This window comes from Pseudomonas glycinis (assembly GCF_054871425.1).
Map to the genome: position 1 here is coordinate 101,940 of NZ_JBTYHF010000009.1, position 21,943 is coordinate 123,882.

Annotated in this window: 22 protein-coding genes; 12 read left to right on the forward strand and 10 right to left on the reverse strand. The window is 59.1% G+C overall.

The genetic code is table 11. From position 1 onward, the window contains the following. Positions 1-37 precede the first annotated feature (37 nt). The 5 genes from glyA (at position 38) to ACYSTU_RS21170 (ending at position 5,120) form a co-directional block, all read left to right on the forward strand. A complete protein-coding gene (gene glyA / locus ACYSTU_RS21150; protein ID WP_016773106.1) occupies positions 38-1,291 on the forward strand; it encodes a serine hydroxymethyltransferase in 1,254 nt (417 codons plus the stop codon). A 220-nt stretch (positions 1,292-1,511) separates the two neighbouring features. Further along, positions 1,512-2,075, forward strand: coding sequence for a hypothetical protein (locus ACYSTU_RS21155; RefSeq protein WP_366300587.1), 564 nt, complete (start codon positions 1,512-1,514; stop codon positions 2,073-2,075). 242 nt (positions 2,076-2,317) lie between these two features. Further along, positions 2,318-3,631 (forward strand): C4-dicarboxylate transporter DctA, encoded by a 1,314-nt coding sequence (locus ACYSTU_RS21160; RefSeq protein ID WP_110603140.1) that lies wholly within the window; start codon positions 2,318-2,320, stop codon positions 3,629-3,631. Positions 3,632-3,680: 49 nt separating this feature from the next. Then, complete coding sequence (locus tag ACYSTU_RS21165; protein WP_258717374.1) at positions 3,681-4,397, forward strand: FadR/GntR family transcriptional regulator; 717 nt, start codon at positions 3,681-3,683, stop codon at positions 4,395-4,397. 18 nt (positions 4,398-4,415) lie between these two features. Next, complete coding sequence (locus ACYSTU_RS21170) at positions 4,416-5,120, forward strand: GntR family transcriptional regulator (RefSeq protein ID WP_499001420.1); 705 nt, start codon at positions 4,416-4,418, stop codon at positions 5,118-5,120. Between the two features lie 114 nt (positions 5,121-5,234). Here ACYSTU_RS21170 and yjiA read toward each other — a convergent pair whose 3' ends face one another. The 3 genes from yjiA to ACYSTU_RS21185 all read right to left on the reverse strand — a co-directional run bounded on the left by yjiA (position 5,235) and on the right by ACYSTU_RS21185 (position 8,643). Then, the gene (yjiA, locus tag ACYSTU_RS21175; RefSeq protein WP_122610942.1) at positions 5,235-6,212 is read right to left on the reverse strand and encodes a GTPase; all 978 of its coding nucleotides are present in this window, start codon (positions 6,210-6,212) and stop codon (positions 5,235-5,237) included. A gap of 151 nt (positions 6,213-6,363) precedes the next feature. Then, a complete protein-coding gene (locus tag ACYSTU_RS21180) occupies positions 6,364-6,561 on the reverse strand; it encodes a YbdD/YjiX family protein (RefSeq protein WP_003228401.1) in 198 nt (65 codons plus the stop codon). Positions 6,562-6,576: 15 nt separating this feature from the next. Further along, complete coding sequence (locus ACYSTU_RS21185; RefSeq protein WP_016773099.1) at positions 6,577-8,643, reverse strand: carbon starvation CstA family protein; 2,067 nt, start codon at positions 8,641-8,643, stop codon at positions 6,577-6,579. A gap of 159 nt (positions 8,644-8,802) precedes the next feature. On the opposite strand from ACYSTU_RS21185, the gene ACYSTU_RS21190 reads away from it, so the two are divergent. After that, positions 8,803-9,171: a PilZ domain-containing protein gene (locus tag ACYSTU_RS21190; protein ID WP_024014402.1), complete on the forward strand. Its 369-nt coding sequence runs from the start codon at positions 8,803-8,805 to the stop codon at positions 9,169-9,171. A gap of 203 nt (positions 9,172-9,374) precedes the next feature. Here ACYSTU_RS21190 and radA read toward each other — a convergent pair whose 3' ends face one another. From radA to katB, 3 genes are read right to left on the reverse strand one after another with little or no spacing between them, the layout of a single operon-like run. Beyond that, positions 9,375-10,742, reverse strand: coding sequence for a DNA repair protein RadA (gene radA / locus ACYSTU_RS21195; RefSeq protein WP_007909773.1), 1,368 nt, complete (start codon positions 10,740-10,742; stop codon positions 9,375-9,377). Positions 10,743-10,789: 47 nt separating this feature from the next. Continuing rightward, entirely contained in the window at positions 10,790-11,335 is a 546-nt protein-coding gene (locus ACYSTU_RS21200) for an ankyrin repeat domain-containing protein (protein ID WP_122698518.1), read from the reverse strand. A 60-nt stretch (positions 11,336-11,395) separates the two neighbouring features. Next, positions 11,396-12,937, reverse strand: a complete 1,542-nt coding sequence (gene katB, locus ACYSTU_RS21205; RefSeq protein ID WP_499001426.1) for a catalase KatB — start codon at positions 12,935-12,937, stop codon at positions 11,396-11,398. A 285-nt stretch (positions 12,938-13,222) separates the two neighbouring features. On the opposite strand from katB, the gene mscL reads away from it, so the two are divergent. Beyond that, complete coding sequence (mscL, locus tag ACYSTU_RS21210; protein WP_024014404.1) at positions 13,223-13,636, forward strand: large-conductance mechanosensitive channel protein MscL; 414 nt, start codon at positions 13,223-13,225, stop codon at positions 13,634-13,636. Positions 13,637-13,681: 45 nt separating this feature from the next. On the opposite strand, the gene ACYSTU_RS21215 is transcribed toward mscL, so the two are convergent. Next, on the reverse strand, positions 13,682-14,458 hold the full coding sequence (locus ACYSTU_RS21215; RefSeq protein WP_499001429.1) for a ferredoxin--NADP reductase: 777 nt from the start codon (positions 14,456-14,458) through the stop codon (positions 13,682-13,684). 311 nt (positions 14,459-14,769) lie between these two features. Between ACYSTU_RS21215 and ACYSTU_RS21220 the strand changes: the two genes are divergently transcribed. Further along, positions 14,770-15,480 (forward strand): autoinducer binding domain-containing protein, encoded by a 711-nt coding sequence (locus ACYSTU_RS21220; RefSeq protein ID WP_499001432.1) that lies wholly within the window; start codon positions 14,770-14,772, stop codon positions 15,478-15,480. Positions 15,481-15,654: 174 nt separating this feature from the next. Continuing rightward, complete coding sequence (locus tag ACYSTU_RS21225; RefSeq protein WP_122506659.1) at positions 15,655-16,779, forward strand: methyltransferase; 1,125 nt, start codon at positions 15,655-15,657, stop codon at positions 16,777-16,779. A 72-nt stretch (positions 16,780-16,851) separates the two neighbouring features. Here the strand turns inward: ACYSTU_RS21225 and ACYSTU_RS21230 are convergent, their stop codons facing one another. The 3 genes from ACYSTU_RS21230 to ACYSTU_RS21240 all read right to left on the reverse strand — a co-directional run bounded on the left by ACYSTU_RS21230 (position 16,852) and on the right by ACYSTU_RS21240 (position 19,553). Continuing rightward, positions 16,852-17,019: a DUF2474 domain-containing protein gene (locus tag ACYSTU_RS21230; RefSeq protein WP_016773090.1), complete on the reverse strand. Its 168-nt coding sequence runs from the start codon at positions 17,017-17,019 to the stop codon at positions 16,852-16,854. A gap of 77 nt (positions 17,020-17,096) precedes the next feature. After that, complete coding sequence (cydB, locus tag ACYSTU_RS21235) at positions 17,097-18,104, reverse strand: cytochrome d ubiquinol oxidase subunit II (protein WP_016773089.1); 1,008 nt, start codon at positions 18,102-18,104, stop codon at positions 17,097-17,099. Between the two features lie 3 nt (positions 18,105-18,107). After that, complete coding sequence (locus tag ACYSTU_RS21240) at positions 18,108-19,553, reverse strand: cytochrome ubiquinol oxidase subunit I (protein WP_024014409.1); 1,446 nt, start codon at positions 19,551-19,553, stop codon at positions 18,108-18,110. 470 nt (positions 19,554-20,023) lie between these two features. On the opposite strand from ACYSTU_RS21240, the gene ACYSTU_RS21245 reads away from it, so the two are divergent. The 3 genes from ACYSTU_RS21245 to ACYSTU_RS21255 all read left to right on the forward strand — a co-directional run bounded on the left by ACYSTU_RS21245 (position 20,024) and on the right by ACYSTU_RS21255 (position 21,940). Beyond that, positions 20,024-21,259, forward strand: coding sequence for an MFS transporter (locus tag ACYSTU_RS21245; protein ID WP_016773087.1), 1,236 nt, complete (start codon positions 20,024-20,026; stop codon positions 21,257-21,259). A gap of 100 nt (positions 21,260-21,359) precedes the next feature. Beyond that, positions 21,360-21,638: a type II toxin-antitoxin system RelE/ParE family toxin gene (locus tag ACYSTU_RS21250; RefSeq protein ID WP_038861219.1), complete on the forward strand. Its 279-nt coding sequence runs from the start codon at positions 21,360-21,362 to the stop codon at positions 21,636-21,638. Positions 21,639-21,652: 14 nt separating this feature from the next. After that, a complete protein-coding gene (locus ACYSTU_RS21255) occupies positions 21,653-21,940 on the forward strand; it encodes a HigA family addiction module antitoxin (RefSeq protein WP_016773085.1) in 288 nt (95 codons plus the stop codon). Positions 21,941-21,943: the final 3 nt, after the last annotated feature.

A 21,943-nucleotide genomic window follows, 5' to 3' on the forward strand; every position in this document is an offset into this window, starting at 1 on the left:
TGCCCCCCTTTTCTGCCCCCGATCCTTGAGGACCGCCATGTTCAGCCGTGATTTGACTATTGCCAAGTACGACGCCGACCTTTTTGCCGCCATGGAGCAAGAAGCTCAGCGTCAGGAAGAACACATTGAGCTGATCGCTTCGGAAAACTACACCAGCCCAGCGGTGATGGAAGCTCAAGGCTCGGTCCTGACCAACAAGTACGCCGAAGGCTATCCGGGCAAGCGTTACTACGGTGGTTGCGAATACGTGGACGTGGTTGAACAACTGGCCATCGACCGCGCCAAGGAACTGTTCGGCGCCGATTACGCCAACGTTCAGCCGCACGCCGGTTCCCAGGCCAACGCCGCTGTTTACCTGGCTCTGCTGCAAGGTGGCGACACCATTCTGGGCATGAGCCTGGCCCATGGTGGTCACCTGACCCACGGCGCCAGCGTTTCCTCCTCGGGCAAGCTGTACAACGCCGTTCAATACGGTATCGATGCCAACGGCCTGATCGACTACGACGAAGTCGAGCGCCTGGCGGTCGAGCACAAGCCGAAAATGATCGTTGCCGGTTTCTCGGCCTACTCGCAGATCCTCGACTTCCCGCGCTTCCGCGAAATCGCTGACAAGGTTGGCGCTTACCTGTTCGTCGACATGGCTCACGTCGCCGGTCTGGTTGCCGCGGGTGTGTACCCGAACCCGGTGCCGTTCGCCGACGTCGTGACCACCACCACCCACAAGACCCTGCGCGGTCCACGTGGCGGTCTGATCCTGGCCCGTGCCAACGCCGAGATCGAGAAGAAGCTCAACTCCGCAGTATTCCCGGGCGCCCAGGGTGGCCCGCTGGAGCACGTGATCGCGGCCAAGGCGATCTGCTTCAAGGAAGCGCTGCAGCCTGAGTTCAAGGCTTACCAGCAACAAGTGGTGAAGAACGCCAAGGCCATGGCCGAAGTGTTCATCGCACGCGGTTTCGACGTGGTTTCGGGCGGTACTGAAAACCACCTGTTCCTGCTGTCGCTGATCAAGCAGGACATCTCCGGCAAAGACGCTGACGCCGCTCTGGGCAAAGCGTTCATCACCGTGAACAAGAACTCCGTGCCTAACGATCCACGCTCGCCGTTCGTCACCTCCGGCCTGCGCTTCGGTACTCCGGCTGTGACCACTCGCGGTTTCAAAGAGGCCGAGTGCAAAGAGCTGGCCGGCTGGATCTGCGACATCCTGGCTGACCTGAACAACGAAGCGGTGATCGACGCCGTTCGCGAGAAAGTCAAAGCCATCTGCAAGAAACTGCCGGTGTACGGCGCTTGATGCCTCGTTAATCCGCAATAAAAAACCGGCCACGATGGCCGGTTTTTTATTGCCATGAATTCAATAAAAAAATACCACCCGAATAAAGCAGCAACCTGCTAATCCCGTCCAGCAGGATTGTTCATCTCGTTGTTCAAACCAAACTCTTGCAACACACATGCAAACCGCCATAAATGAAAACCGCTTAGTCTGAAACCCGACTTGATAAATGGATTTCATCATGACGAGCAATATCGAAAAATCTTTCATCGCAACGCTGAGAATGTTCGACCACAGGGTCGGCTTTCTTGAACAGCTGTACGGCAAACCGGCGATGGCTACCATCAGTCTGTTCAGCGGCGGTTTCTATACCGGACGCCCGCAAACACGGGATCAGTCCCACCTGCTCGGCATCCGGAGCAACGAGCAGAGCGGCCGGATGAAACCGCTGAAGCTGCATTTCGGTCATACCCCTGACGGCTACATCCTCACCGTGAAAAACCAGGGCAACTATTTCAATCAGGTGATCAGCAATCACTGGCTGGACACCGTCGAGGCCGTCAAGCCAGACACTGACAACTTGACTACGTTTATTCTCGTCGACCATAGCGGCACCGCTATTACGCTGGACAACTTAACGGGTGTACATACAGCTGTTTCTCTCAAACTGAAAAATCATGCCTATCTGGGCGGTATAAAAATCACAAGTCTGCCTTACGTCTATCTGGGCAAAACCGAAGAACGTTCAAAGATCACTTTCATCCTGAGCATCGTCGAAAGGCATGTACCAGTCATCAAAACGTGACTCACACCCCGCCCACGAAAAAAGGCGTAGCCGCCAATTTTTCTCTCAAATGCTCAAGACCGGGCCATCCAGACAACTGGTAAGACCGGTCATGCCAATTTTCTAATTTTCCCTTGCGATCCGGGAAAACCTGCGCCTAGACTGCGCCTGCACTGGACATACCGGTAAGACCACAATAATTAAGTCCTGAATCCGCTGCGCCACGCGTACGGCAGCCAGGACACCGACCCAGGATTCCTCCCATGCTCAGATGGTGCTCGCGTTCAATCTTCCTTCAAGTGGTTCTCGGACTGATGCTCGGCATCGTCTGCGGGCTGACCCTTCCTGAATACTCCGCCCAGCTGAAACCGCTCGGCGATGGCTTCATCAAACTGATCAAGATGCTCATTGGCCTGATCGTGTTCTGTGTGGTGGTCAGCGGCATCAGCGGCGCGGGCGATCTGAAGAAGGTCGGGCGCATCGGCCTCAAGTCGGTGATCTATTTCGAAGTGCTGACCACCATCGCCTTGGTGATCGGTCTGGTGTTCGCCTTCAGCACCGGCATTGGCAGCGGCGCGAACATTCATCTGGAGCAACTCTCCAGCGCCGACATGGGCGACCTCGCCGAGCGCGGCCAGCACATGCACACCACCACCCAATTTCTGATGGACCTGATCCCGACCTCGGTGATCGGTGCCTTCGCTGACAACAATATTCTGCAAGTGCTGCTGTTCTCGGTGCTGTTCGGCAGTGCGCTGAATCTGGTTGGCGAAGCGGCTTCCGGGATTTCGCGATTGATCAACGAACTCAGCCACGTGATCTTCCGCATCATGGGCATGATCGTGCGTCTGGCGCCGATCGGCGTGTTCGGCGCCATCGCCTTCACCACCAGCAAATACGGCCTGGATTCGTTGCAGCACCTGGGCAGTCTGGTCGGTCTGTTCTACCTGACCTGCGTCGCCTTCGTCGCGCTGATCCTCGGTCTGGTGATGCGCGTTTCCGGTCTGCGCATGTGGCCGCTGCTCAAGTACCTGCGGGAAGAACTGCTGATCGTCATGGGCACCGCCTCTTCCGACGCCGTACTGCCGCAGATCATGCGCAAGCTCGAACACCTCGGTATCGGCAGCTCGACGGTCGGTCTGGTGATCCCGACCGGGTACTCGTTCAACCTCGACGGTTTCTCGATCTACCTGACCCTGGCCATCGTGTTCATCGCCAACGCCACCGGCACGCCACTGGCGATGACCGATTTGCTGACCATTCTGCTGGTGTCGCTGATCACCTCCAAAGGCGCCCACGGCATTCCCGGTTCGGCGCTGGTGATTCTCGCCGCGACGCTGACGGCGATCCCGGCGATTCCCGTGGTTGGTCTGGTGCTGGTGTTGGCCGTGGACTGGTTCATGGGCATCGGTCGCGCGCTGACCAATCTGATCGGCAACTGCGTCGCCACCGTGGCCATCGCCCGCTGGGAAAAGGACATCGATGTACAGCGCGCGAACAAGGTGCTCAACGGTGAGCAGGGCTATAACTTTCAACCGCGAAAAACCGTCGCTCAGGCGGCGGCGAAAGAATTCTGAATGAGTGCCGTGCCTGCCAATATGCAGGCACGGCGCAGGGAGCCAATACGTGATTACAACTTCAACCGTCGTCAATTCAGTGGTGGAAAAACTCCGCGCCGCGTTGGCTCGAGGGCAATGGCGCTCCGGCGACATGCTGCCGGGCCAGCGCGAACTGGCCGAACAGCTGGGCATCAGCCGACCGAGCCTGCGCGAAGCGGTGATCGTCCTCGAAACCCTCGGCCTGGTGCGCTCGATGCCGGGCAAAGGCGTAGTCGTCCTCGACGCACAACTCAGCGACAGCCAGAGCCAGAGCCAGAGCCACGATAGCGCGGTGGCCAGCGCCAGTCTCGAAGACGTGCTGCAACTGCGCTACACCCTTGAGCCGTTCATCGTCGGGCTGGTCGCGCAATCGATCAGCAGCAAGGAAGTCGGCCAATTGCGCCTGACCCTGATGGACATGCGCGAAGCCCTCGAGGCCGGTGACAGTGAGGCCGGAGTCAGTGCCTACATCGCTTTCCACGAAGAACTGTTCACGCTGACCTCGAACCCGATTTTCCAGAGCGTGGTACAGCAGACCAGCAACGCCCTCAAGCAAAGCGCCGAGGTATTGCGCAATTCCCCGGAACATCTGGCCGAACGCCTGGAAGAAAACGAAGCGGTAGTCCGCGCGATCCGCAGCAAGAACAGCGCTCAGGCCAGCGCCGAAATGCGTCGGCACATTCTGCGCGAAGGCCAGCGCATGGGCGTTGAGCTGAACATCCCGGACGACAACCTGCCCACCTGATTTGCCAGGAGAACGGCCATGAACAGTTTTGCTTCAGCCTCGCATGCCAATTCGACCGCCCTGCCCGTCTCTCGCCTGGGCACGCCGACGGAAGACCTGTATCCGCGACTGTTCGACGCGATTCTCGAACAGCGAATTGATGAAGCCAGTCGATTCACCGAAGACAGCCTGAAGGCGATGTTCAGCGCCAGCCGCGCCGATGTACGACGGGTGCTGACGCAGTTGTCCCACGAGCAGATCGTGGTATTGCGCGCCAATCATCGACCACGAGTGGCCGCGCCTGATCGGGAGCTGATCCGGCAGACCTTGCATGCGCGACGGCTGGCTGAGCACACCTTGGTGCGGTTGGCCTGTCAGCGTCCGCAGCCAGACGATCTGAAATGTTTGCGCACGTTGATAGAGCGCGAGAAGCGCGCCATCGAGCAGGCTCGGCGCGGGGCGGCGATTCGGTTGTCGGGGGAGTTTCATCTGCAATTGGCACGGATGGCGGGAAATCTGCCGCTGGCGCATTTTCTGCGCAGTCTGGTGCCCTTGACGTCGTTGGCGATTGCGCGGAGTGAGGCTTCGACGCGAAGCTGTTGCGCATGGCAGGAGCATTTGGCGCTGGTTGAGGTTGTGGAGCGAGGTGATGTTTCCAAGGCCGGCATGTTGATGAATCGGCATCTGGATCATCTTGAGCAGAAACTGCTCGGTCCAGACCTTGAGCATTGTGCTGTCGGTTAGACCGCCTTCGCGAGCAGGCTCGCTCCCACAGTGGATTGCATTCCTCCTGACAGAATGCGTTCTACTGTGGGAGCGAGCCTGCTCGCGAAGAGGCCTTTTGAGCTGTTGAAATTATCAGGCTTGTTGCGCTGCAACCCTGGCAAACCCCACCCGAATCTTCTCTTCCGGCAAGTCATCGGCAATAAACACGATCACACTCTCGCGCGCCTCGCCCTCGGCCCATTCGGTGTCCCAGTCGAAACCATAGAGTTTCAGCACACCCTGAAACACCAACCGCCGATCTTCGCCGGCAATGTTCAGCACGCCTTTGTAGCGCAGCAACTGCTTGCCGTGCTCTTCCAGCAGTTCGTTCATGAACTCGCTGAGCTGATCGATATCCAGCGCCTGATCGGTGCGCAACACCAGGCTGGAGATGCGATCGATCGACGGCGCCTTGCTCACCGGACGCAGGCTCAGACCGCCGCCCAGGTCAGCATTGAGGTTGAAACCACGCACATCCAGCAGTTCAGCCAGATCGATATTGCCATGCTCGACCACGCGGATCGGCGCGCGGCGGTTGATTCGCGTAAGGCGCTCGCTCAGCGCAGTGAACGTCGGTTCATCGACCAGATCGGTCTTGCTCACCAGCAAGCGATCGGCGAAACCGATCTGCGCCTGGGCGATGGTCTGGGTCAGGTGCACGTCAGCGTGAGCGGCGTCGACCAGGGTGATGATGCCGTCGAGCAGATAACGCTCGCGCAGCTCTTCGTCGATGAAAAAGGTCTGCGCCACCGGTGCCGGATCGGCGAGACCGGTGCACTCGATCACCAGACGATCGAAGGCGATCTCGCCGCTGTCCAGGCGCTCGAGCAGCAAGTACAGCGCCTTGGTCAGGTCGGTGTGAATGGTGCAGCAGACGCAGCCGTTGGCCAGGGTCATGACTTGCACCGGCTCGTCACCCAGCAACTGAGTGTCGATGCCGGCGTCGCTGAATTCGTTTTCGATCACGGCGATTTTCAGGCCGTGCTCGGCTTTCAATAAATGGCGCAGCAAGGTGGTCTTGCCGGCGCCGAGGAAACCGCTGAGGACCGTTACCGGAATGGGAGAAGACAAAACCCGATCTCCTGAAAAGAACACAAAAACAAATGTGGGAGCGAGCCTGCTCGCGAAAGCGGTGTGTCAGTCAAATCATTCATCAACTGACACTCCGTATTCGCGAGCAGGCTCGCTCCCACAGGGATTACCTCAACCTGATGCTGTCAGCTCAACAGCACTTCGGCCCACCCTTGCCACCGTAACGGGCTTCCTGACGTTCGCGAAAGAACATCTCGTAGCTCATCACCGGTTTGTCCGGGTGTTTGGTTTGCATATGCTCGACGTAGGTGTCGTAGTCGGGCATGCCGACCATCAGGCGCGCGGCCTGACCGAGGTATTTACCGAGGCGACTCAGGTCATTGAACATGCTGCAATCCTCTGGTTACGCATCCGGCAGGGCCTGGAATGGCGATTCTTTATCCGTACGCTCTTTTTTGCCCCAGGCGGCGATGCCGACCTTGAGCGCATAGAACAGAATGCTGAACACCACGAACAGGAACAGCGCGGTGAGTGTGGCGTTGGTGTAGGCGTTGAAGATCACGTGCTGCATCTGCTCGACGCTTTTCGCCGGCGCCAGCACCTGACCGTTGGCCAGCGCATCGCTGTACTTCTTGGCCAGGGACAGGAAGCCGATCGCCGGGTTGGCGTCGAACAGCTTGATGAAGCCAGCAGTGGTGGTGCAGATCAACAGCCAGGTGGCCGGCAACAGGGTGACCCAGATGTAGCGCTGGCGCTTCATCTTGATCAGGACCACGGTGCCGAGCATCAGCGCAATACCGGCGAGCATCTGGTTGGAGATGCCGAACAATGGCCACAAGGTGTTGATGCCGCCCAGTGGATCGATCACGCCCTGATACAGCAACCAGCCCCACATCGCCACACAACCGGCGGTGGCGATCAGGTTGGCGCCCCACGATTCGGTGCGTTTGAGCGCTGGTACGAAGGAACCGAGCAGGTCCTGCAGCATGAAACGCCCGGCACGGGTGCCGGCGTCCACAGCGGTGAGGATGAACAGCGCTTCGAACAGGATCGCGAAGTGGTACCAGAACGCCATGGTGTTTTCACCCGGCAGGACACTGTGCAGGATCTGCGCGATACCGACCGCCAGAGTCGGCGCACCACCGGCGCGAGCCAGAATGGTGGTTTCGCCGATGTCATGGGCAACCGCTTGCAGCGCTTCCGGTGTGATCGCAAAGCCCCAGCTGGTGACAACCTGCGCCACCGAAGCGACGTCACTGCCGACGACTGCGGCCGGGCTGTTCATGGCGAAGTACACACCCGGCTCGATCACCGAAGCGGCAACCATGGCCATGATCGCCACGAACGATTCCATCAGCATGCCGCCGTAACCGATGTAGCGGGCGTTGGTTTCGTTATCCAGCAGCTTAGGCGTTGTGCCCGACGAGATCAGTGCGTGGAAACCCGATACCGCGCCGCAGGCGATGGTGATGAACAGGAACGGGAACAGACCGCCCTTCCACACCGGCCCGGTGCCGTCGACGAACTGGGTCAGCGCCGGCATTTTCAGCTCGGGCATGGTGATCAGGATGCCGATCGCCAGGGCGACGATGGTGCCGATCTTGAGGAAGGTCGACAGGTAGTCGCGTGGCGCGAGGATCAGCCAGACCGGCAGCGATGCAGCGACGAAACCATAGCCGACCAGCATCCAGGTAATCTGCACACCGGTGAAGGTAAAGGCTTTGGCCCATACCGGATCGGCAGCGATCTGCCCGCCCAGCCAGATCGAACCGAGCAGCAGCAATACACCGACCACGGAGATTTCGCCGATGCGGCCCGGGCGGATGTAGCGCATGTAGATGCCCATGAACATCGCGATCGGGATGGTCGCCATCACGGTGAAGATGCCCCACGGGCTCTCGGCGAGGGCCTTGACCACGATCAGCGCCAGCACCGCGAGGATGATGATCATGATCAGGAAGCAGCCGAACAGTGCAATGGTTCCAGGAATCCGGCCCATTTCTTCACGCACCATATCGCCCAGGGAACGGCCGTTGCGTCGGGTCGACATGAACAGGACCATGAAGTCCTGCACCGCGCCCGCCAGCACCACACCGGCAATCAGCCAAAGTGTGCCGGGCAGATACCCCATCTGCGCCGCCAGCACCGGACCGACCAGTGGCCCCGCGCCAGCGATGGCCGCGAAGTGGTGACCGAAAAGAATGTGTTTGTTGGTCGGCACATAGTCCAGACCATCGTTGTTGAGCACGGCGGGGGTGGCCCGACGCGGATCCAGTTGCATCACGTTGTTGGCGATGAACAGACTGTAGTAACGGTACGCAACCAGATAAATGGCCACGGCAGCGACCACAATCCACAAGGCGTTGATCGCCTCGCCGCGGCGCAATGCCACTACGCCAAGGGCGCACGCTCCTACGATTGCCAGCACGAGCCAGGGTAAGTGGCGCAGCAGGCTATTATTATTTTTCATTTTATTATTCCAGCCAGGGTGGACAAGAAAGACAGCCACCCCGAGTTTAGCGCTTACGGCGCCAAAGGCCATACCCCGACATAGGTCTAGACGCTTGAGCGATTGGCTGGCGCCCGCATTCGCGGTCTATAGTCAGCGAACCTTCATGAGGATTGCGCCATGAGCGAGCACCCCGCCAATCGACGTCGTTTCAAACGTATTGCGTTCGATGCCCGAACCGAGCTGAAACAGGGCGAGTACATCTGGCCGGTCAAACTGATCGACCTGTCGCTCAAGGGCCTGCTGATCGAGCGACCGGAGCCGTGGCTTGGAGATAAAGAGCAGGACTTCTTCGTCGACATTCATCTGAGCGAAGACGTCGATATCAAAATGGACGTGCATCTGGCCCATGAGGAAAACGGCCACTTGGGGTTCATCTGCCGGCACATCAGCCTGGAATCGATCCAGCGCCTGCGCCGCTTCATCGAACTGAATCTGGCGGATGAGGCCGAGCTGGAGCGCGAACTGGGTGCCCTGATCGAAATCTAGCCCCCCCCAATCCCGATTCGGAATGCTCCTGTGGGGAGGGGATCTATAGGGTGAGGGGATTTATGGGGTGAGAGGATTTATGTGGCGAGGGGATTGATGTGGCGAGGGGATTTATCCCCGTTGGGCTGCGCAGCAGACCCGTTTTTTCAGGGCCGCTACGCGCCACAACGGGGATAAATCCCCTCACCACAGAGGTCCGGCGTTCACTCAAACAATGCGTCAAGTGCTTGTTCGAGACGGGTCACGGCGATGATCTGCAAGCCGGGAGGCGATTCCTTCGGAGCATTACCCTTCGGCACGATCGCGCGTTTGAAGCCGTGCTTGGCCGCTTCTTTCAACCGCTCCTGCCCGCTCGGCACCGGGCGTACCTCGCCGGACAAGCCCACCTCACCGAACACCAGCAGATCATGGGGCAGCGGCCGGTTGCGCAAACTCGACATCACCGCCGCCATCAACGCCAGATCCGACGCCGTCTCCAGCACCTTCACGCCGCCTACCACGTTGAGGAACACGTCCTGATCGTGGGTCGGGATTCCACCATGACGGTGCAACACCGCGAGCAACATCGCCAATCGGTTCTGATCCAGCCCCAACGTCACCCGACGCGGGTTGGCCAGATGGCTGTCATCGACCAGGGCCTGCACTTCCACCAGCATCGGTCGGGTGCCCTCCCACGTCGCCATGACCACACTGCCCGGGACTTCTTCCTGAGCACGGGTAAGAAAAATCGCCGACGGGTTGGAGACTTCTTTCAGGCCCTTGTCGGTCATGCCGAACACGCCCAACTCGTTGACCGCGCCGAAACGGTTTTTCACCGCCCGCAGCAGACGCAGTCGACCATCGGATTCACCTTCGAAATACAGCACCGTGTCGACCATGTGTTCCAGAACACGCGGCCCGGCCAGCGCACCTTCTTTAGTGACGTGGCCGACGAGGAAAATCGCCGTGCCGCTCTGCTTGGCGTAGCGCACCAGCAACGCCGCGCTCTCGCGCACCTGCGACACGCCGCCCGGGGCCGATTGCAGTTGTTCGGTAAAAATGGTCTGGATCGAGTCGATCACCATCACCTTGGGCTTTTCCTGGCGGGCGGTGGCGATGATGGTTTCGATGCAGGTTTCGGTCATCACCCGCAGTTGATCCTGCGGCAGGCCGAGACGGCGAGCGCGCATCGCCACCTGCTGCTGGGATTCTTCGCCGGTGACGTACAGCGCCGGCATGCTTTTGGCCAGATTGCACAGGGTCTGGAGCAGGATTGTCGACTTGCCGATCCCCGGATCACCGCCGATCAGCACCACCGAGCCATCGACCAGCCCGCCGCCGAGCACGCGGTCGAGCTCACCGGACGCGGTGGAAAAACGTGGAATCTCTTCGATGCTGACTTCGGCGAGAGTCTTGATCTGTGCCTGCTGGCCAGCCCAACCGGTGCGCCCGGTGGGAGCCGTGGCGCCGCCGCTTTCGATCATGGTTTCGGTCAGGGTGTTCCAGGCACCGCACTCGCCGCACTGCCCGGCCCACTTGGGAAAGGTTGCGCCGCACTCGGTGCAGCCGTACATGCGCTTGGCCTTGGCCATCAGAACCCCCGGAACAAAAGACGCGATGATAACGCAGCCATCGCCGATCAGCGCGGCGCAGCGGTACGGATTTCGCCGCTGGCCAGACGCGCGGCACTGTTACCCAGCGGATCCTCGGCATTGAGGTCGGCGCCCTTGGCTTTCAACGCATCAAGCAATTCCAGACGCTTGAACAGCCCGGCGTACATCGCCGCTGTCTGTCCGGCGCCGTTACGTTGGTCGGGGCTGCAATCGGTGGCCATCAGGCGCCGGGCGATCTGCAACTCGCCTTTGAAAATCGCGCCCATCAGCGCCGTGTTGCCGCGTTGATCCTGAGCACAGGCATCCGCGCCCGCTGCCAACAGTCGCTCAACCGCCGGCGCCTGACCGTGATAGGCCGCCAGAATCAGCGCGGTGTAACCCTTGCTGTCGCGGGTATCCAGGGAATAGCCGGACTCGATAAAGGTCTCGAGCATCGGCACGTCGCCACGCCGTGCGGCGTCGAAGTAGTAATCCTGCAACTGCGCCTTGATTGCCTCGGGGCTTTGCTCGACCGGTGCCGCCCACGCGGTGAACGACAGGCACCCGGCCAGGCATAAAAGAAAAATACGCATCGAGCACTCTCCTTGAACGCACGCGAGGCAAGACAGACCCTCGCGTGCGCCGCATCGCTATCAGTCGGTCAGTTTGGCCGCCAGTGCTTTCACACGGCTGAGATCGCCCTTGGCCACTTCGGTTACACCGCTGCCGTACTCAGGGTCGGCCTTGTACAGGAAGGACAGGATGATGTGCTTGCTCTCGTCATCGGTGGTGGCCAGCGAGCCGCCGAAGCTGTCGATCAGGTCGCGGCGTTCCTGCTTGCTGTACGAGCGATACAGATCACCGGCCTGCTTGAAGTTCTGCTCACGCTGGATCTTCGCCTGCTGCGTGCTGCCCGCCAGCGCCGACTGGCTGTAACGCGCCGCTGGCGTTTCTTCACGCGGTTGCAGGCGGCTTGGCTGGTAGTTGACGCCGGACTGGCTGGCGCCAAAATTCATCGCGCCATCCTGATTGCCATTGTTCACTGCGGTTTTCGGAGCGTTGATCGGCAATTGCAAAGCGTTGGCACCGAGGCGATACATCTGCGTATCGGCGTAAGAGAACACTCGGCCCTGCAACAAACGATCTTCCGAAGGCTCGATACCCGGAACTACGTTGGCCGGTGCCATGGCAACTTGTTCAGTTTCCTGGAAGACATTGGCCGGATTACGGTTCAAGACCATTTGTCCAACTTTGCGCTCGGCAATACCCGGCCAGATCTTGGTTGCATCCAGTGGATCGAAATCAAACTTGGACAAATCCTGCGGCTTGAGAACTTGCACGTACAAGTCCCACTTCGGAAAGTTGCCCTTGTTGATATTACTCACCAAGTCTTTGGTCATATGACTGTAATCCTGACCTTGAACTTCGCTGACTTGTTTTGGCGTAAGGTTCTTGATGCCTTGAAGACTCTTCCAGTGAAACTTAACGTAGTGAACTTCATTCTTGGCATTGATCAGCTTATAGGCATGAACACCATTGCCATCCATCTCCCGATAACTGGCCGGAGTGCCGTAGTTGGAATACAACTCGGTCAGTGTGCGGGTGGCTTCCGGTACATGGGAGAAGAAATCGAACCGGCGCGAATCGTCGTCGAGGTTGGTGCGCGGATCGGGCTTGAAGGCGTGGACCATGTCCGGGAATTTGATCGCATCGCGGATGAAGAAGGTCGGGAAGTTGTTGCCGACCAGATCCCAATTGCCGTCAGCGGTGTAGAACTTGGTGGCGAAACCACGCGGGTCGCGCAGGGTTTCCGGGGAATGGTTGCCATGCACCACCGCCGAGAACCGCACGAATACCGGCGTGCTCTGGCCTGCGGCGAACACCTTGGCCTTGCTCAGGTCGCTGAGGTCATCGGTCACGGTGAAGGTGCCATGAGCGCCGGTGCCGCGTGCATGTACCACGCGCTCGGGAATACGTTCACGGTCGAAGCGTTGCAGCTTCTGGATCAGTTGCACATCTTGTAGCAGCACCGGGCCGGTGGCGCCGGCGGTTTGCGAGTTCTGATTGTCACCGACAGCAGCGCCGTTGTCGCGGGTCAGCGGAGCGGCGTTGACCGAGAAGGTCAGCAGGCTGGCGGTGAAAACGCCGAGAGTGCGGCGATGGGGAAAAGCCCCCAGTCCAAGAGCGGAAGTCATATCAGGTTCCTCTGGTTTTATTGAGCGCATCCAGGTGCGCCACAGCAAGGCTAGAGGCCCGTGCCGAGGAACATAAATAGAAAGAACGTAACGCGATGATTGAAGAAATTGGCTTTCCCGTCAGCGGGTTAGCGCGTATTCCGCGCGCGATTGCTGGCATTTTGCAAACTAATCGTCAATTGATGTGTCGATAAAAACGGGCATTGTAAGAAGGTGTTTCGCGCAGGAGGCGTTTCGCTGATTTACACTGCCTACACCAAACTCATCTGTAACAAGGAAATAACTATGGGCGTGCTTAGCGAGTTCAAGGCCTTCGCGGTCAAAGGCAATGTGGTCGACATGGCCGTCGGTATCATCATCGGCGCGGCGTTCGGCAAGATCGTTTCGTCGTTTGTCGGCGACGTGATCATGCCGCCGATTGGCCTGTTGATCGGTGGGGTGGACTTCAGCGATCTGGCCGTCACGCTCAAAGCCGCCCAGGGCGATGCGCCCGCCGTGGTGCTGGCTTACGGCAAATTCCTGCAGACGGTGCTGGATTTCGTGATCGTCGCATTCGCGATCTTCATGGGCGTCAAAGCCATCAACCGCCTCAAGCGCGAAGAAGCCGTGGCGCCGACCGCGCCGCCGATCCCGAGCAAGGAAGAGCAACTGCTGGGCGAAATCCGCGACCTGCTCAAGGCGCAGAACGAGCGGCCCTGAGGCATTCGCTACACATCAAAACGGCACCCGCGGGTGCCGTTTTCGTTACCAGTAATTCTCCACCGCAACCTGCCCCGGCTTGCGCGTCAGGCTCAGGCGCATATCGCGCTGTTTGAGCAAGGCGCGGGTGTCGTCGATCATCTGCGGGTTGCCGCACAACATCACACGCGAATGCTCTGGCGAGAGCTCAACCCCTGCCGCTCGCTCCAGTTCGCCGTTTTCGATCAATGTGGTAATCCGGCCCTGCAACGCGCCTGGGTGGGCTTGGCGGGTGACAGTGGGGATGAATTGCAGCTTGTGGGCGTATTCACTCAGATAGTCACGTTGCGTCAACCCGGCGATCAACTCTTGATAGGCCAGTTCCCGCGCCTCCCGCACGCTGTAAACCAGAATGATCCGCTCGAATTTCTCCCAGACCTCGAAGTCCTGCAGGATCGACAGAAAGGGCGCCACCCCGGTGCCGGTCGACAATAACCACAGGTCTCGGCCGTCGACAAAACGATCCAGCGTCAGGTAGCCGAACGCTTGGCGCTCGACCATCAAAGTGTCGCCGATCTGTAGCCGGCTCAGCTCACTGGTGAATTCGCCGCCCGGCACGACGATGGAAAAGAACTCGAGAAACTCGTCGAACGGCGACGACACCATCGAATAGGCGCGCCAGACCGTGCTGCCATCGGCCTTGGTGACGCCCAACCGGGCGAACTGGCCGGCACGGAAGCGAAAGCCGGGATCACGGCTGGTGCGCAGCGTGAACAGGTTCGGCGTCAACGGTTGCACATCGAGCAAGGTCTGGGTGGTGTACTTCTCGGCACTGGCAGTCATGAGGCACTCCTTGAAACGATTGCCCACAGTGTCCCGCAAAATCGCGCTGCCAAACACTCGTGATTGGTAATGGTATTGACGGGATCAGCGCTAGACATTCGTTTTGCTGGCAATGCTGAATCTAGAGCAATAACTTTAAGATGCCAATTAAAATATAACAGCCTGTATTGCTAAGAACACTTTATAAAAAACATCAAAGTTTCAATCTCGAAAAAATGTAAGGCGTTTCGCAGGAAAGATCCTACACTTCGATTCGTGCCGGATTTTTTGGATCCATTTGGCGCCCCTATATCAGGATGGAGGCAAAGTTCATGGAAACGTGGAAGGAATCACAATTGAAACAACTGACATTTGCCAAAGGCATTGAGGTGGCATACCCGATACTGCTGAGATTTGCCGAGAATCTGGGCTTTAACTATTGTGCGATAGCGGTCACCTCCCCCCATCGCGATGTCCATTTGAATGCCTTGCAAATCAATAACTATCCGAAAGAATGGAACATTCAGTACAACAAAGAGAACTACCGCAATATTGATCCGGTAATAGCGCATTGCAATCATTCGGTATTGCCGATCGTCTGGGAAGAAAGAGTGTTCACCGATGCGCCAGAATTGTGGCTGGCGTTAAAGCAAAATGGACTGCAGCATGGCTGGTCGCAGGCCTTTCATGACGACACCAGTGGTTTGTGCAGCATCATCAGCCTGGCGCGCACCCACTGCCCGATCAGCCCGCTCGAGCTGTACGAGCATTACGGTTATCTGTTTTTTGCCAACCGACACTTCAGTGACCTGTATGCCCGCACCGTTCCCACACCGGCCAAGCCCAGCAAGCCCAGGCTATCGTCCCGGGAGCTGGAAATCATGAAACTGTCCGCCTTAGGCAAGACCGCTCACGATATCTCGAGAATCCTCAGCCTGAGCGAACGCACCGTTAACTATCACGTACAAAACGTCATCGAAAAATTCAACGTCTGCAACAAGATTTCCGCAGTGATTGCCGCCGCTCGTGCCGGCATTATCTGACAGCTGAGCGTTATCGCGCGGTAATCCTGCGAGTATTTAGGCGCAAAAAAACGTACCATTCAGGCCTTTCCGAGTGATGACGCAACCTGCTTGCATCGCAGTCCACTCGATCGGATCCCGTCGCACCATCTGCCGGCAACGGGATATCTGCCGAATATCCTGAGTCCCCGCCCCATGCCTTTGCTCGAAACGCCTTTCGCCCAGCTCGACCTGATCCGCCAGCCTGAACAGCAGAATGAACCACTGCAAGCCTTCGATGCGGCGGACGAATACCTGCTCAATCATCTCGCCAGCGAACAACCTGCGAGCAGCACCCGCGTGCTGGTGCTCAATGACAGCTTTGGCGCCTTGGCAATCAGCCTGCTGGGCAAGGTCGAGGTGAGCAGCAGCGGCGACTCGTTCCTGGGTTTCGTCGGGCTGGAAAAGAATCTGCTGCGCAATGGTCAGGCGTTCGATGCGATTCGTCCGATTCCGGCCAGTGAGCCCTTGGTCGGGCCGTTTGACCGGGTGCTGATCCGCGTCCCCAAAACTCTGGCGCTATTGGAAGAACAGCTGATCCGCCTGCAAGGACAACTCGCTCCCGGCGCGCAAGTGATCGCCGCCGCCATGGTCAAGCATCTGCCGCGCGCTGCCGGCGACTTGCTGGAGCGCTACGTTGGTCCTGTGCAGGCATCGCTGGCAGTGAAAAAGGCGCGATTGCTGATCGCCACACCTGAAAGCAAAGCGCCCGCCACATCGCCCTACCCCACTCGCTATCGCCTCGACGAACCGGCGATCGAATTGCTTAACCACGCCAATGTGTTCTGCCGCGAAGGCCTCGACATCGGCACTCGCGCGTTTCTGCCGCATCTACCGAAAAACCTTGGCAACGCACGGGTCGCGGACCTGGGTTGCGGCAACGGTGTTCTGGCAATTGCCAGCGCCCTGCAGAACCCGGATGCGCACTACACGCTGGTCGACGAATCGTTCATGGCAGTGCAGTCGGCTGCCGAAAACTGGCGCGGGGCATTGGGCGATCGCGAAGTGATCGTGCGCGCTGGCGATGGTCTGGCCGGGCAGGCACCGCAGTCGCTGGACGTGGTGCTGTGCAACCCACCGTTCCATCAGCAGCAGGTGGTCGGCGATTTCCTCGCCTGGCGCATGTTCCAGCAGGCGCGCGAGGCACTGGTGGTCGGCGGTGCGCTGTACATTGTCGGCAATCGGCATCTGGGCTATCACAGCAAACTGGCGCGCCTGTTCCGCGGTGTCGAGCAAGTGGCGGCAACGCCGAAATTCGTCATCCTCAAGGCGCGCAAATAAATCTGCGGCATAAAAAAACCCTCCGTGAGGAGGGTCGCAAGTCCATACCCGAAGGCGCCGGGACGGGATGTTTCAGTGGGTGGTCAAACCTGCGGCATTCATGAACATGCGCATCAGGCTGGCGGCGATGAACAACACGCCGACACTGCCAACCCAGATCAGGGCCAACCAGCCGAGCCGCTGCCACAGCGGCTTTTTTTCGGCTTCTTCAATGTCGTGCAGGGAATGTTTGCCGGTCATTTTCTTCAAACCTCTTCAAAATTGATGGCGCCGCTGGCGACGCCATCGCGGGCAAGCCCGCTCCCACAGGGTTTCGCTTAGTGGTAACCGTCTTCGTGGGTGACCTTGCCGCGGAACACGTAGTAGCTCCAGAAGGTATACCCCAGGATGAACGGAATGATGAACAGCGTGCCGACCAGCATGAAGCCCTGACTTTGCGGCGGCGCGGCGGCGTCCCAGATCGATATCGACGGCGGCACGATGTTCGGCCACAGGCTGATGCCCAAGCCGCTGTAGCCGAGGAAGATCAGCACCAGGGTCAGCAGGAACGGCGTGTAGTTGGCATTGCGTGCCACCGCGCGGATCAGGCCGTACAAGGTGACGAGCACCAGAATCGGCACCGGCATGAACCAGAACAGATTCGGCATGCTGAACCAGCGCGAGGCGATTTCCGGATGCGACAGAGGCGTCCACAGGCTGACGATACCTATCACCGCCAACAGGACAAACGCCAGCGGTCGCGCCAGGTCATGCATCTGCTCCTGCAACTTGCCTTCGGTTTTCATGATCAGCCAAGTACAGCCGAGCAAGGCATAGGCCACCACCAGCGCCGCACCGCAGAACAGCGTGAACGGCGTCAGCCAGTCCAGTGAACCACCGGCGAACTGGCGATTGACCACCGGCAGACCATCGATGAACGCACCCAGCGCAACGCCCTGAAAGAACGTCGCCGCGATCGAACCACCGATAAATGCCTTGTCCCACAGGTGACGCTTTTCATCCTTGGCCTTGAAGCGGAATTCGAAAGCCACGCCACGGAAAATCAAGCCCATGAGCATGAAGATCAGCGGCAGGTACAGCGCCGACAACACCACCGAATAGGCCAGCGGGAAGGCGCCGAACAACGCCGCGCCACCCAGCACCAGCCAGGTTTCGTTGCCGTCCCAGACCGGGGCGACGGTGTTCATCATCACGTCGCGATCGGTCTTGCCGGGTACGAACGGGAAGAGAATGCCGATGCCCAGGTCGAAGCCGTCCATGACCACGTACATCATGATGCCGAAGATGATGATCACGGCCCAGATCAGCGGAAGATCAATACCCATGAGTCAAATCTCCTTGGTCAAGCGAGTGTTGTCTTCGTGCTCGCCCTCGGCCGGATCGTCGGCTGCGGACAACGGACGCGCCGGGGTGCGTTTTTTGCCTGGACCACCGTCCGGTGTTTCGCTGCCTTCGCTGATCTTCGGCCCTTTGCGCACCAGGCGCATCATGTAGCCGAGACCGGCGCCGAACAGGGCGAAATAGACCACGACGAACATGATCAGGGTGATGCTCATCTGCATGAAGCTGTGGTTCGACGAAGCATCGGCAGTGCGCATCAGGCCGTAGACCACCCACGGTTGACGGCCGATTTCCGTGGTGAACCAGCCGGCGAGAATCGCGATCAGGCCGGACGGCCCCATCCACAACGCCAGATGCAAGAACGGCCGCGAGGTATACAGCGAGTCACGCTTGCGCAGCCACAGGCTCCACAACCCGGTGAAGATCATCAGGAAACCGAGGCCGACCATGATCCGGAACGACCAGAACACGATGGTCGAATTCGGCCGGTCTTCCGGTGGAAATTCCTTCAGCGCCGGTACTTGTTTATCCAGCGAGTGGGTGAGGATCAGGCTGCCGAGGTAGGGAATCTCCACAGCGAACTTGGTGCGCTCTTCTTTCATGTCCGGCCAGCCGAACAGGATCAGCGGCGTCGCTTCGTCGCCATGGTTTTCCCAGTGGCCTTCGATCGCAGCGATTTTTGCCGGCTGATGCTTGAGCGTATTGAGGCCGTGGAAGTCGCCGATCACCGCTTGAATCGGCGCGACGATCAATGCCATCCACATGGCCATCGACAGCATGGTGCGGATCGCCGGGTTGTCTCTGCCGCGCAGCAGATGCCAGGCCGCCGACGAGCCGACGAAGAAGGCAGTGGCGACGAACGCCGCCGTGGCCATGTGCATCAGCCGGTAAGGGAATGACGGGTTGAAGATGATTGCCAGCCAGTCGGTGGGGATCACCTGACCGTTGACGATTTCAAAGCCTTGCGGGGTCTGCATCCAACTGTTGGAGGCGAGAATCCAGAAGGTCGAAATCAGCGTGCCGATCGCTACCATCACCGTCGAGAAGAAGTGCAGGCCGCGCCCGACCTTGTTCCAGCCGAACAGCATCACGCCGAGGAAACCGGCCTCAAGGAAGAACGCCGTAAGCACTTCATAGGTCAGCAACGGCCCGGTGACGGCACCGGCGAAGTCGGAGAAACGACTCCAGTTGGTGCCGAACTGATAAGCCATGACCAGCCCGGAAACCACGCCCATGCCGAAGTTGACGGCAAAAATCTTCGACCAGAAATGGTAGAGATCGCGGTAGGTGTCGTTGCGGGTCTTCAGCCACAAACCTTCGAGCACTGCCAGGTAACTCGCCAGGCCGATGGTGATGGCCGGGAACAGAATGTGGAACGAGATGGTGAACGCGAACTGAATTCGGGCGAGATCGAGAGCCTCTAAACCGAACATATGGCTTCCTCTGTCAGGTAATACGGGTAGCTGGCCCGGAGGCCTGCACCACTGCCCCCACGGATATGGAGTGCGGCGAATTCGGATTCGTTCTTTTTTTGCAACCATCGCAACGCAGGGAGTCTGGCCAAATGGCCGCCAGATCAGTTCCGGTCGGGGTCTTGATCTGGATCAAGCAACGTTGAAAGAGTAGTCCCATTTTTGCCAATGAACTGCGTGGTGGTTTGCCGCGTGACAAGTTGCCTCACTCCCCTGTGGCGAGGGGATTTATCCCCGTCCGGCTGCGCAGCAGTCGTCGTTTCGAGATTTTGGGGCCGCTGCGCGACCCAACGGGGATAAATCCCCTCACCACAGGGCTGATTGTCAGCATGAAAGATCGATGTCTGGCTAACTGAATTGTTTCTCGTAGCAACTTCCTGTTACAGACTGGTGATAATCTCGCCGTTCACTCGTCCAAGACCTGCCTTCAGATGCCCACACAAGAGCCCCTGCTGTTACGTCACCATCGTCCGTTCATGGCTTTCTGGCTGGCGCGGATTTTCACCGCCAGCGGGTTCCAGATGCTCACCGTGGCGATCGGCTGGAACCTGTATCAACTGACCGGCAACGTGCTGGATCTGGGCCTGGTCGGTCTGGTCGAATTCGCCCCACGGGTGCTGTTCATGCTGCACACCGGGCATGTCGCTGATCGCTACGATCGGCGCAAGGTCGCCGCGCTTTGCCAGTCGTTGCAGGCGTTGATTGCCTTGGCACTGGCCATCGGCAGCGCAACCGATCACGTCACCCGCGAGATGATTTTCATCCTCGCCTTCCTGCTCGGCGCCGCCCGTTCGTTCGAGATGCCGACGACTCAGGCGCTGCTGCCGAGCATCGTCCCCAGTGCGCTTTTCCCCCGCGCAGTTGCCGCCGCGCAATCGGCGCAACAGTCGGCCACCATCGTCGCCCCGGCCCTCGGCGGTTTGCTCTATGCATTCGGCAGCGTCTGGGTCTACGGCCCGACCGTGCTGCTGTATGTGATCGCCTGTTCGCTGATGCTCAACCTGCCGGCACGCCAGACGCCATTGAATAAAGGCAAAGCCACGCTGGACTCGCTGCTGGCGGGGATTCGCTTCATCCGCAGCCGCCCGGACATCCTCGGCGCGATCTCGCTGGACCTGTTCGCCGTGTTGCTCGGTGGCGCCACGGCGTTGCTGCCGGTGTTCGCCAAGGACATTCTGCTGACCGGCCCGTGGGGCCTTGGCCTGTTGCGCTCGGCGCCGGCGGTGGGTGCGTTGCTGATGTCACTGTTTCTGGCGCGATTTGCCGTGGAACGCAATGTCGGCCGGGTGATGTTCACCGCCGTCGGCATCTTCGGCGTCGCCACTATCGCGTTTGGTTTGTCGACCTCGTTCTGGTTCTCCCTGGCGGTGCTGGTGGTGCTCGGCGCAGCGGACATGATCAGCATGGTCATCCGTGCCTCGTTCGTACAATTGGAAACCCCAGACGAAATGCGCGGCCGGGTCAGCGCAGTCAACGGCTTGTTCATCGGTGCTTCGAACCAGCTGGGCGAATTCGAATCCGGCCTCACCGCCCACTGGTTCGGCACCGTGCCGGCGGTGGTTATGGGCGGGATCGGCACCCTGGTGGTGACGGGGACGTGGATCAAACTGTTTCCGACGTTGGCGAATCGGGACCGGATGCATGTGCCGGTGGAAGAGAAGGTCTGAGGTTTTTGGAAAAAACTCACCTGCTCAGCACATATCAAGCGACAACGTGCGGTACATAGTTACCGCACTGAGTGTAATGTATCGCCTTACACTCGCCGCCATGATCAAATCCTTTCAGCACAAAGGCCTTCGTGGCTTCTATGAAACAGGTACGACTCGTGGAATTCGTGCCGACCATGCAAAACGGCTGTCGCGCATGTTGCAGTTCATGGATCGAGCAACACTTCCCGGCGATCTGGACTTGCCGGGCTGGCGCCTGCATCCGTTGAAAGGCGAGCTGAGTGAATACTGGTCGCTCAGCGTTTCAGGCAACTGGCGAGTGATCTTTCGTTTTGTCGGTTCGGATATCGAATTGGTCGATTATCTGGACTACCACTGACAGGAGGCAGGCTCATGCCCATGCACAACCCGCCACACCCCGGTGAAACCCTGCTGCTGGATGTCTTGCCCGAGCTTGGTATCAGCGTGAGCGAATTGGCCCGGCACCTTGGCTTTGCACGCCCGCATCTTTCACGCGTACTGCACGGACATGCGCCAATCAGCCCGGATCTGGCAGTACGACTTGAGCGTGCAGGGATCGGCAAGGCGCGCGTTTGGCTAGGCGTCCAAACCGACTACGATCTTTGGCAAGCGGAGCACCGTGAGCAACCCATGATAGAACCCCTCGCAGCCCACGGCTGACCC

Bases quoted from the DNA above. Each gene is read 5' to 3' on its own strand.
- glyA (WP_016773106.1), top strand. From the start codon at position 38: ATGTTCAGCCGTGATTTGACTATTGCCAAGTACGACGCCGACCTTTTT.
- ACYSTU_RS21155 (WP_366300587.1), top strand. From the start codon at position 1,512: ATGACGAGCAATATCGAAAAATCTTTCATCGCAACGCTGAGAATGTTC.
- ACYSTU_RS21160 (WP_110603140.1), top strand. From the start codon at position 2,318: ATGCTCAGATGGTGCTCGCGTTCAATCTTCCTTCAAGTGGTTCTCGGA.
- ACYSTU_RS21170 (WP_499001420.1), top strand. From the start codon at position 4,416: ATGAACAGTTTTGCTTCAGCCTCGCATGCCAATTCGACCGCCCTGCCC.
- ACYSTU_RS21180 (WP_003228401.1), bottom strand. From the start codon at position 6,561: ATGTTCAATGACCTGAGTCGCCTCGGTAAATACCTCGGTCAGGCCGCG.
- ACYSTU_RS21185 (WP_016773099.1), bottom strand. From the start codon at position 8,643: ATGAAAAATAATAATAGCCTGCTGCGCCACTTACCCTGGCTCGTGCTG.
- ACYSTU_RS21190 (WP_024014402.1), top strand. From the start codon at position 8,803: ATGAGCGAGCACCCCGCCAATCGACGTCGTTTCAAACGTATTGCGTTC.
- radA (WP_007909773.1), bottom strand. From the start codon at position 10,742: ATGGCCAAGGCCAAGCGCATGTACGGCTGCACCGAGTGCGGCGCAACC.
- ACYSTU_RS21200 (WP_122698518.1), bottom strand. From the start codon at position 11,335: ATGCGTATTTTTCTTTTATGCCTGGCCGGGTGCCTGTCGTTCACCGCG.
- katB (WP_499001426.1), bottom strand. From the start codon at position 12,937: ATGACTTCCGCTCTTGGACTGGGGGCTTTTCCCCATCGCCGCACTCTC.
- mscL (WP_024014404.1), top strand. From the start codon at position 13,223: ATGGGCGTGCTTAGCGAGTTCAAGGCCTTCGCGGTCAAAGGCAATGTG.
- ACYSTU_RS21215 (WP_499001429.1), bottom strand. From the start codon at position 14,458: ATGACTGCCAGTGCCGAGAAGTACACCACCCAGACCTTGCTCGATGTG.
- ACYSTU_RS21220 (WP_499001432.1), top strand. From the start codon at position 14,770: ATGGAAACGTGGAAGGAATCACAATTGAAACAACTGACATTTGCCAAA.
- ACYSTU_RS21225 (WP_122506659.1), top strand. From the start codon at position 15,655: ATGCCTTTGCTCGAAACGCCTTTCGCCCAGCTCGACCTGATCCGCCAG.
- ACYSTU_RS21230 (WP_016773090.1), bottom strand. From the start codon at position 17,019: ATGACCGGCAAACATTCCCTGCACGACATTGAAGAAGCCGAAAAAAAG.
- cydB (WP_016773089.1), bottom strand. From the start codon at position 18,104: ATGGGTATTGATCTTCCGCTGATCTGGGCCGTGATCATCATCTTCGGC.
- ACYSTU_RS21240 (WP_024014409.1), bottom strand. From the start codon at position 19,553: ATGTTCGGTTTAGAGGCTCTCGATCTCGCCCGAATTCAGTTCGCGTTC.
- ACYSTU_RS21245 (WP_016773087.1), top strand. From the start codon at position 20,024: ATGCCCACACAAGAGCCCCTGCTGTTACGTCACCATCGTCCGTTCATG.
- ACYSTU_RS21250 (WP_038861219.1), top strand. From the start codon at position 21,360: ATGATCAAATCCTTTCAGCACAAAGGCCTTCGTGGCTTCTATGAAACA.
- ACYSTU_RS21255 (WP_016773085.1), top strand. From the start codon at position 21,653: ATGCCCATGCACAACCCGCCACACCCCGGTGAAACCCTGCTGCTGGAT.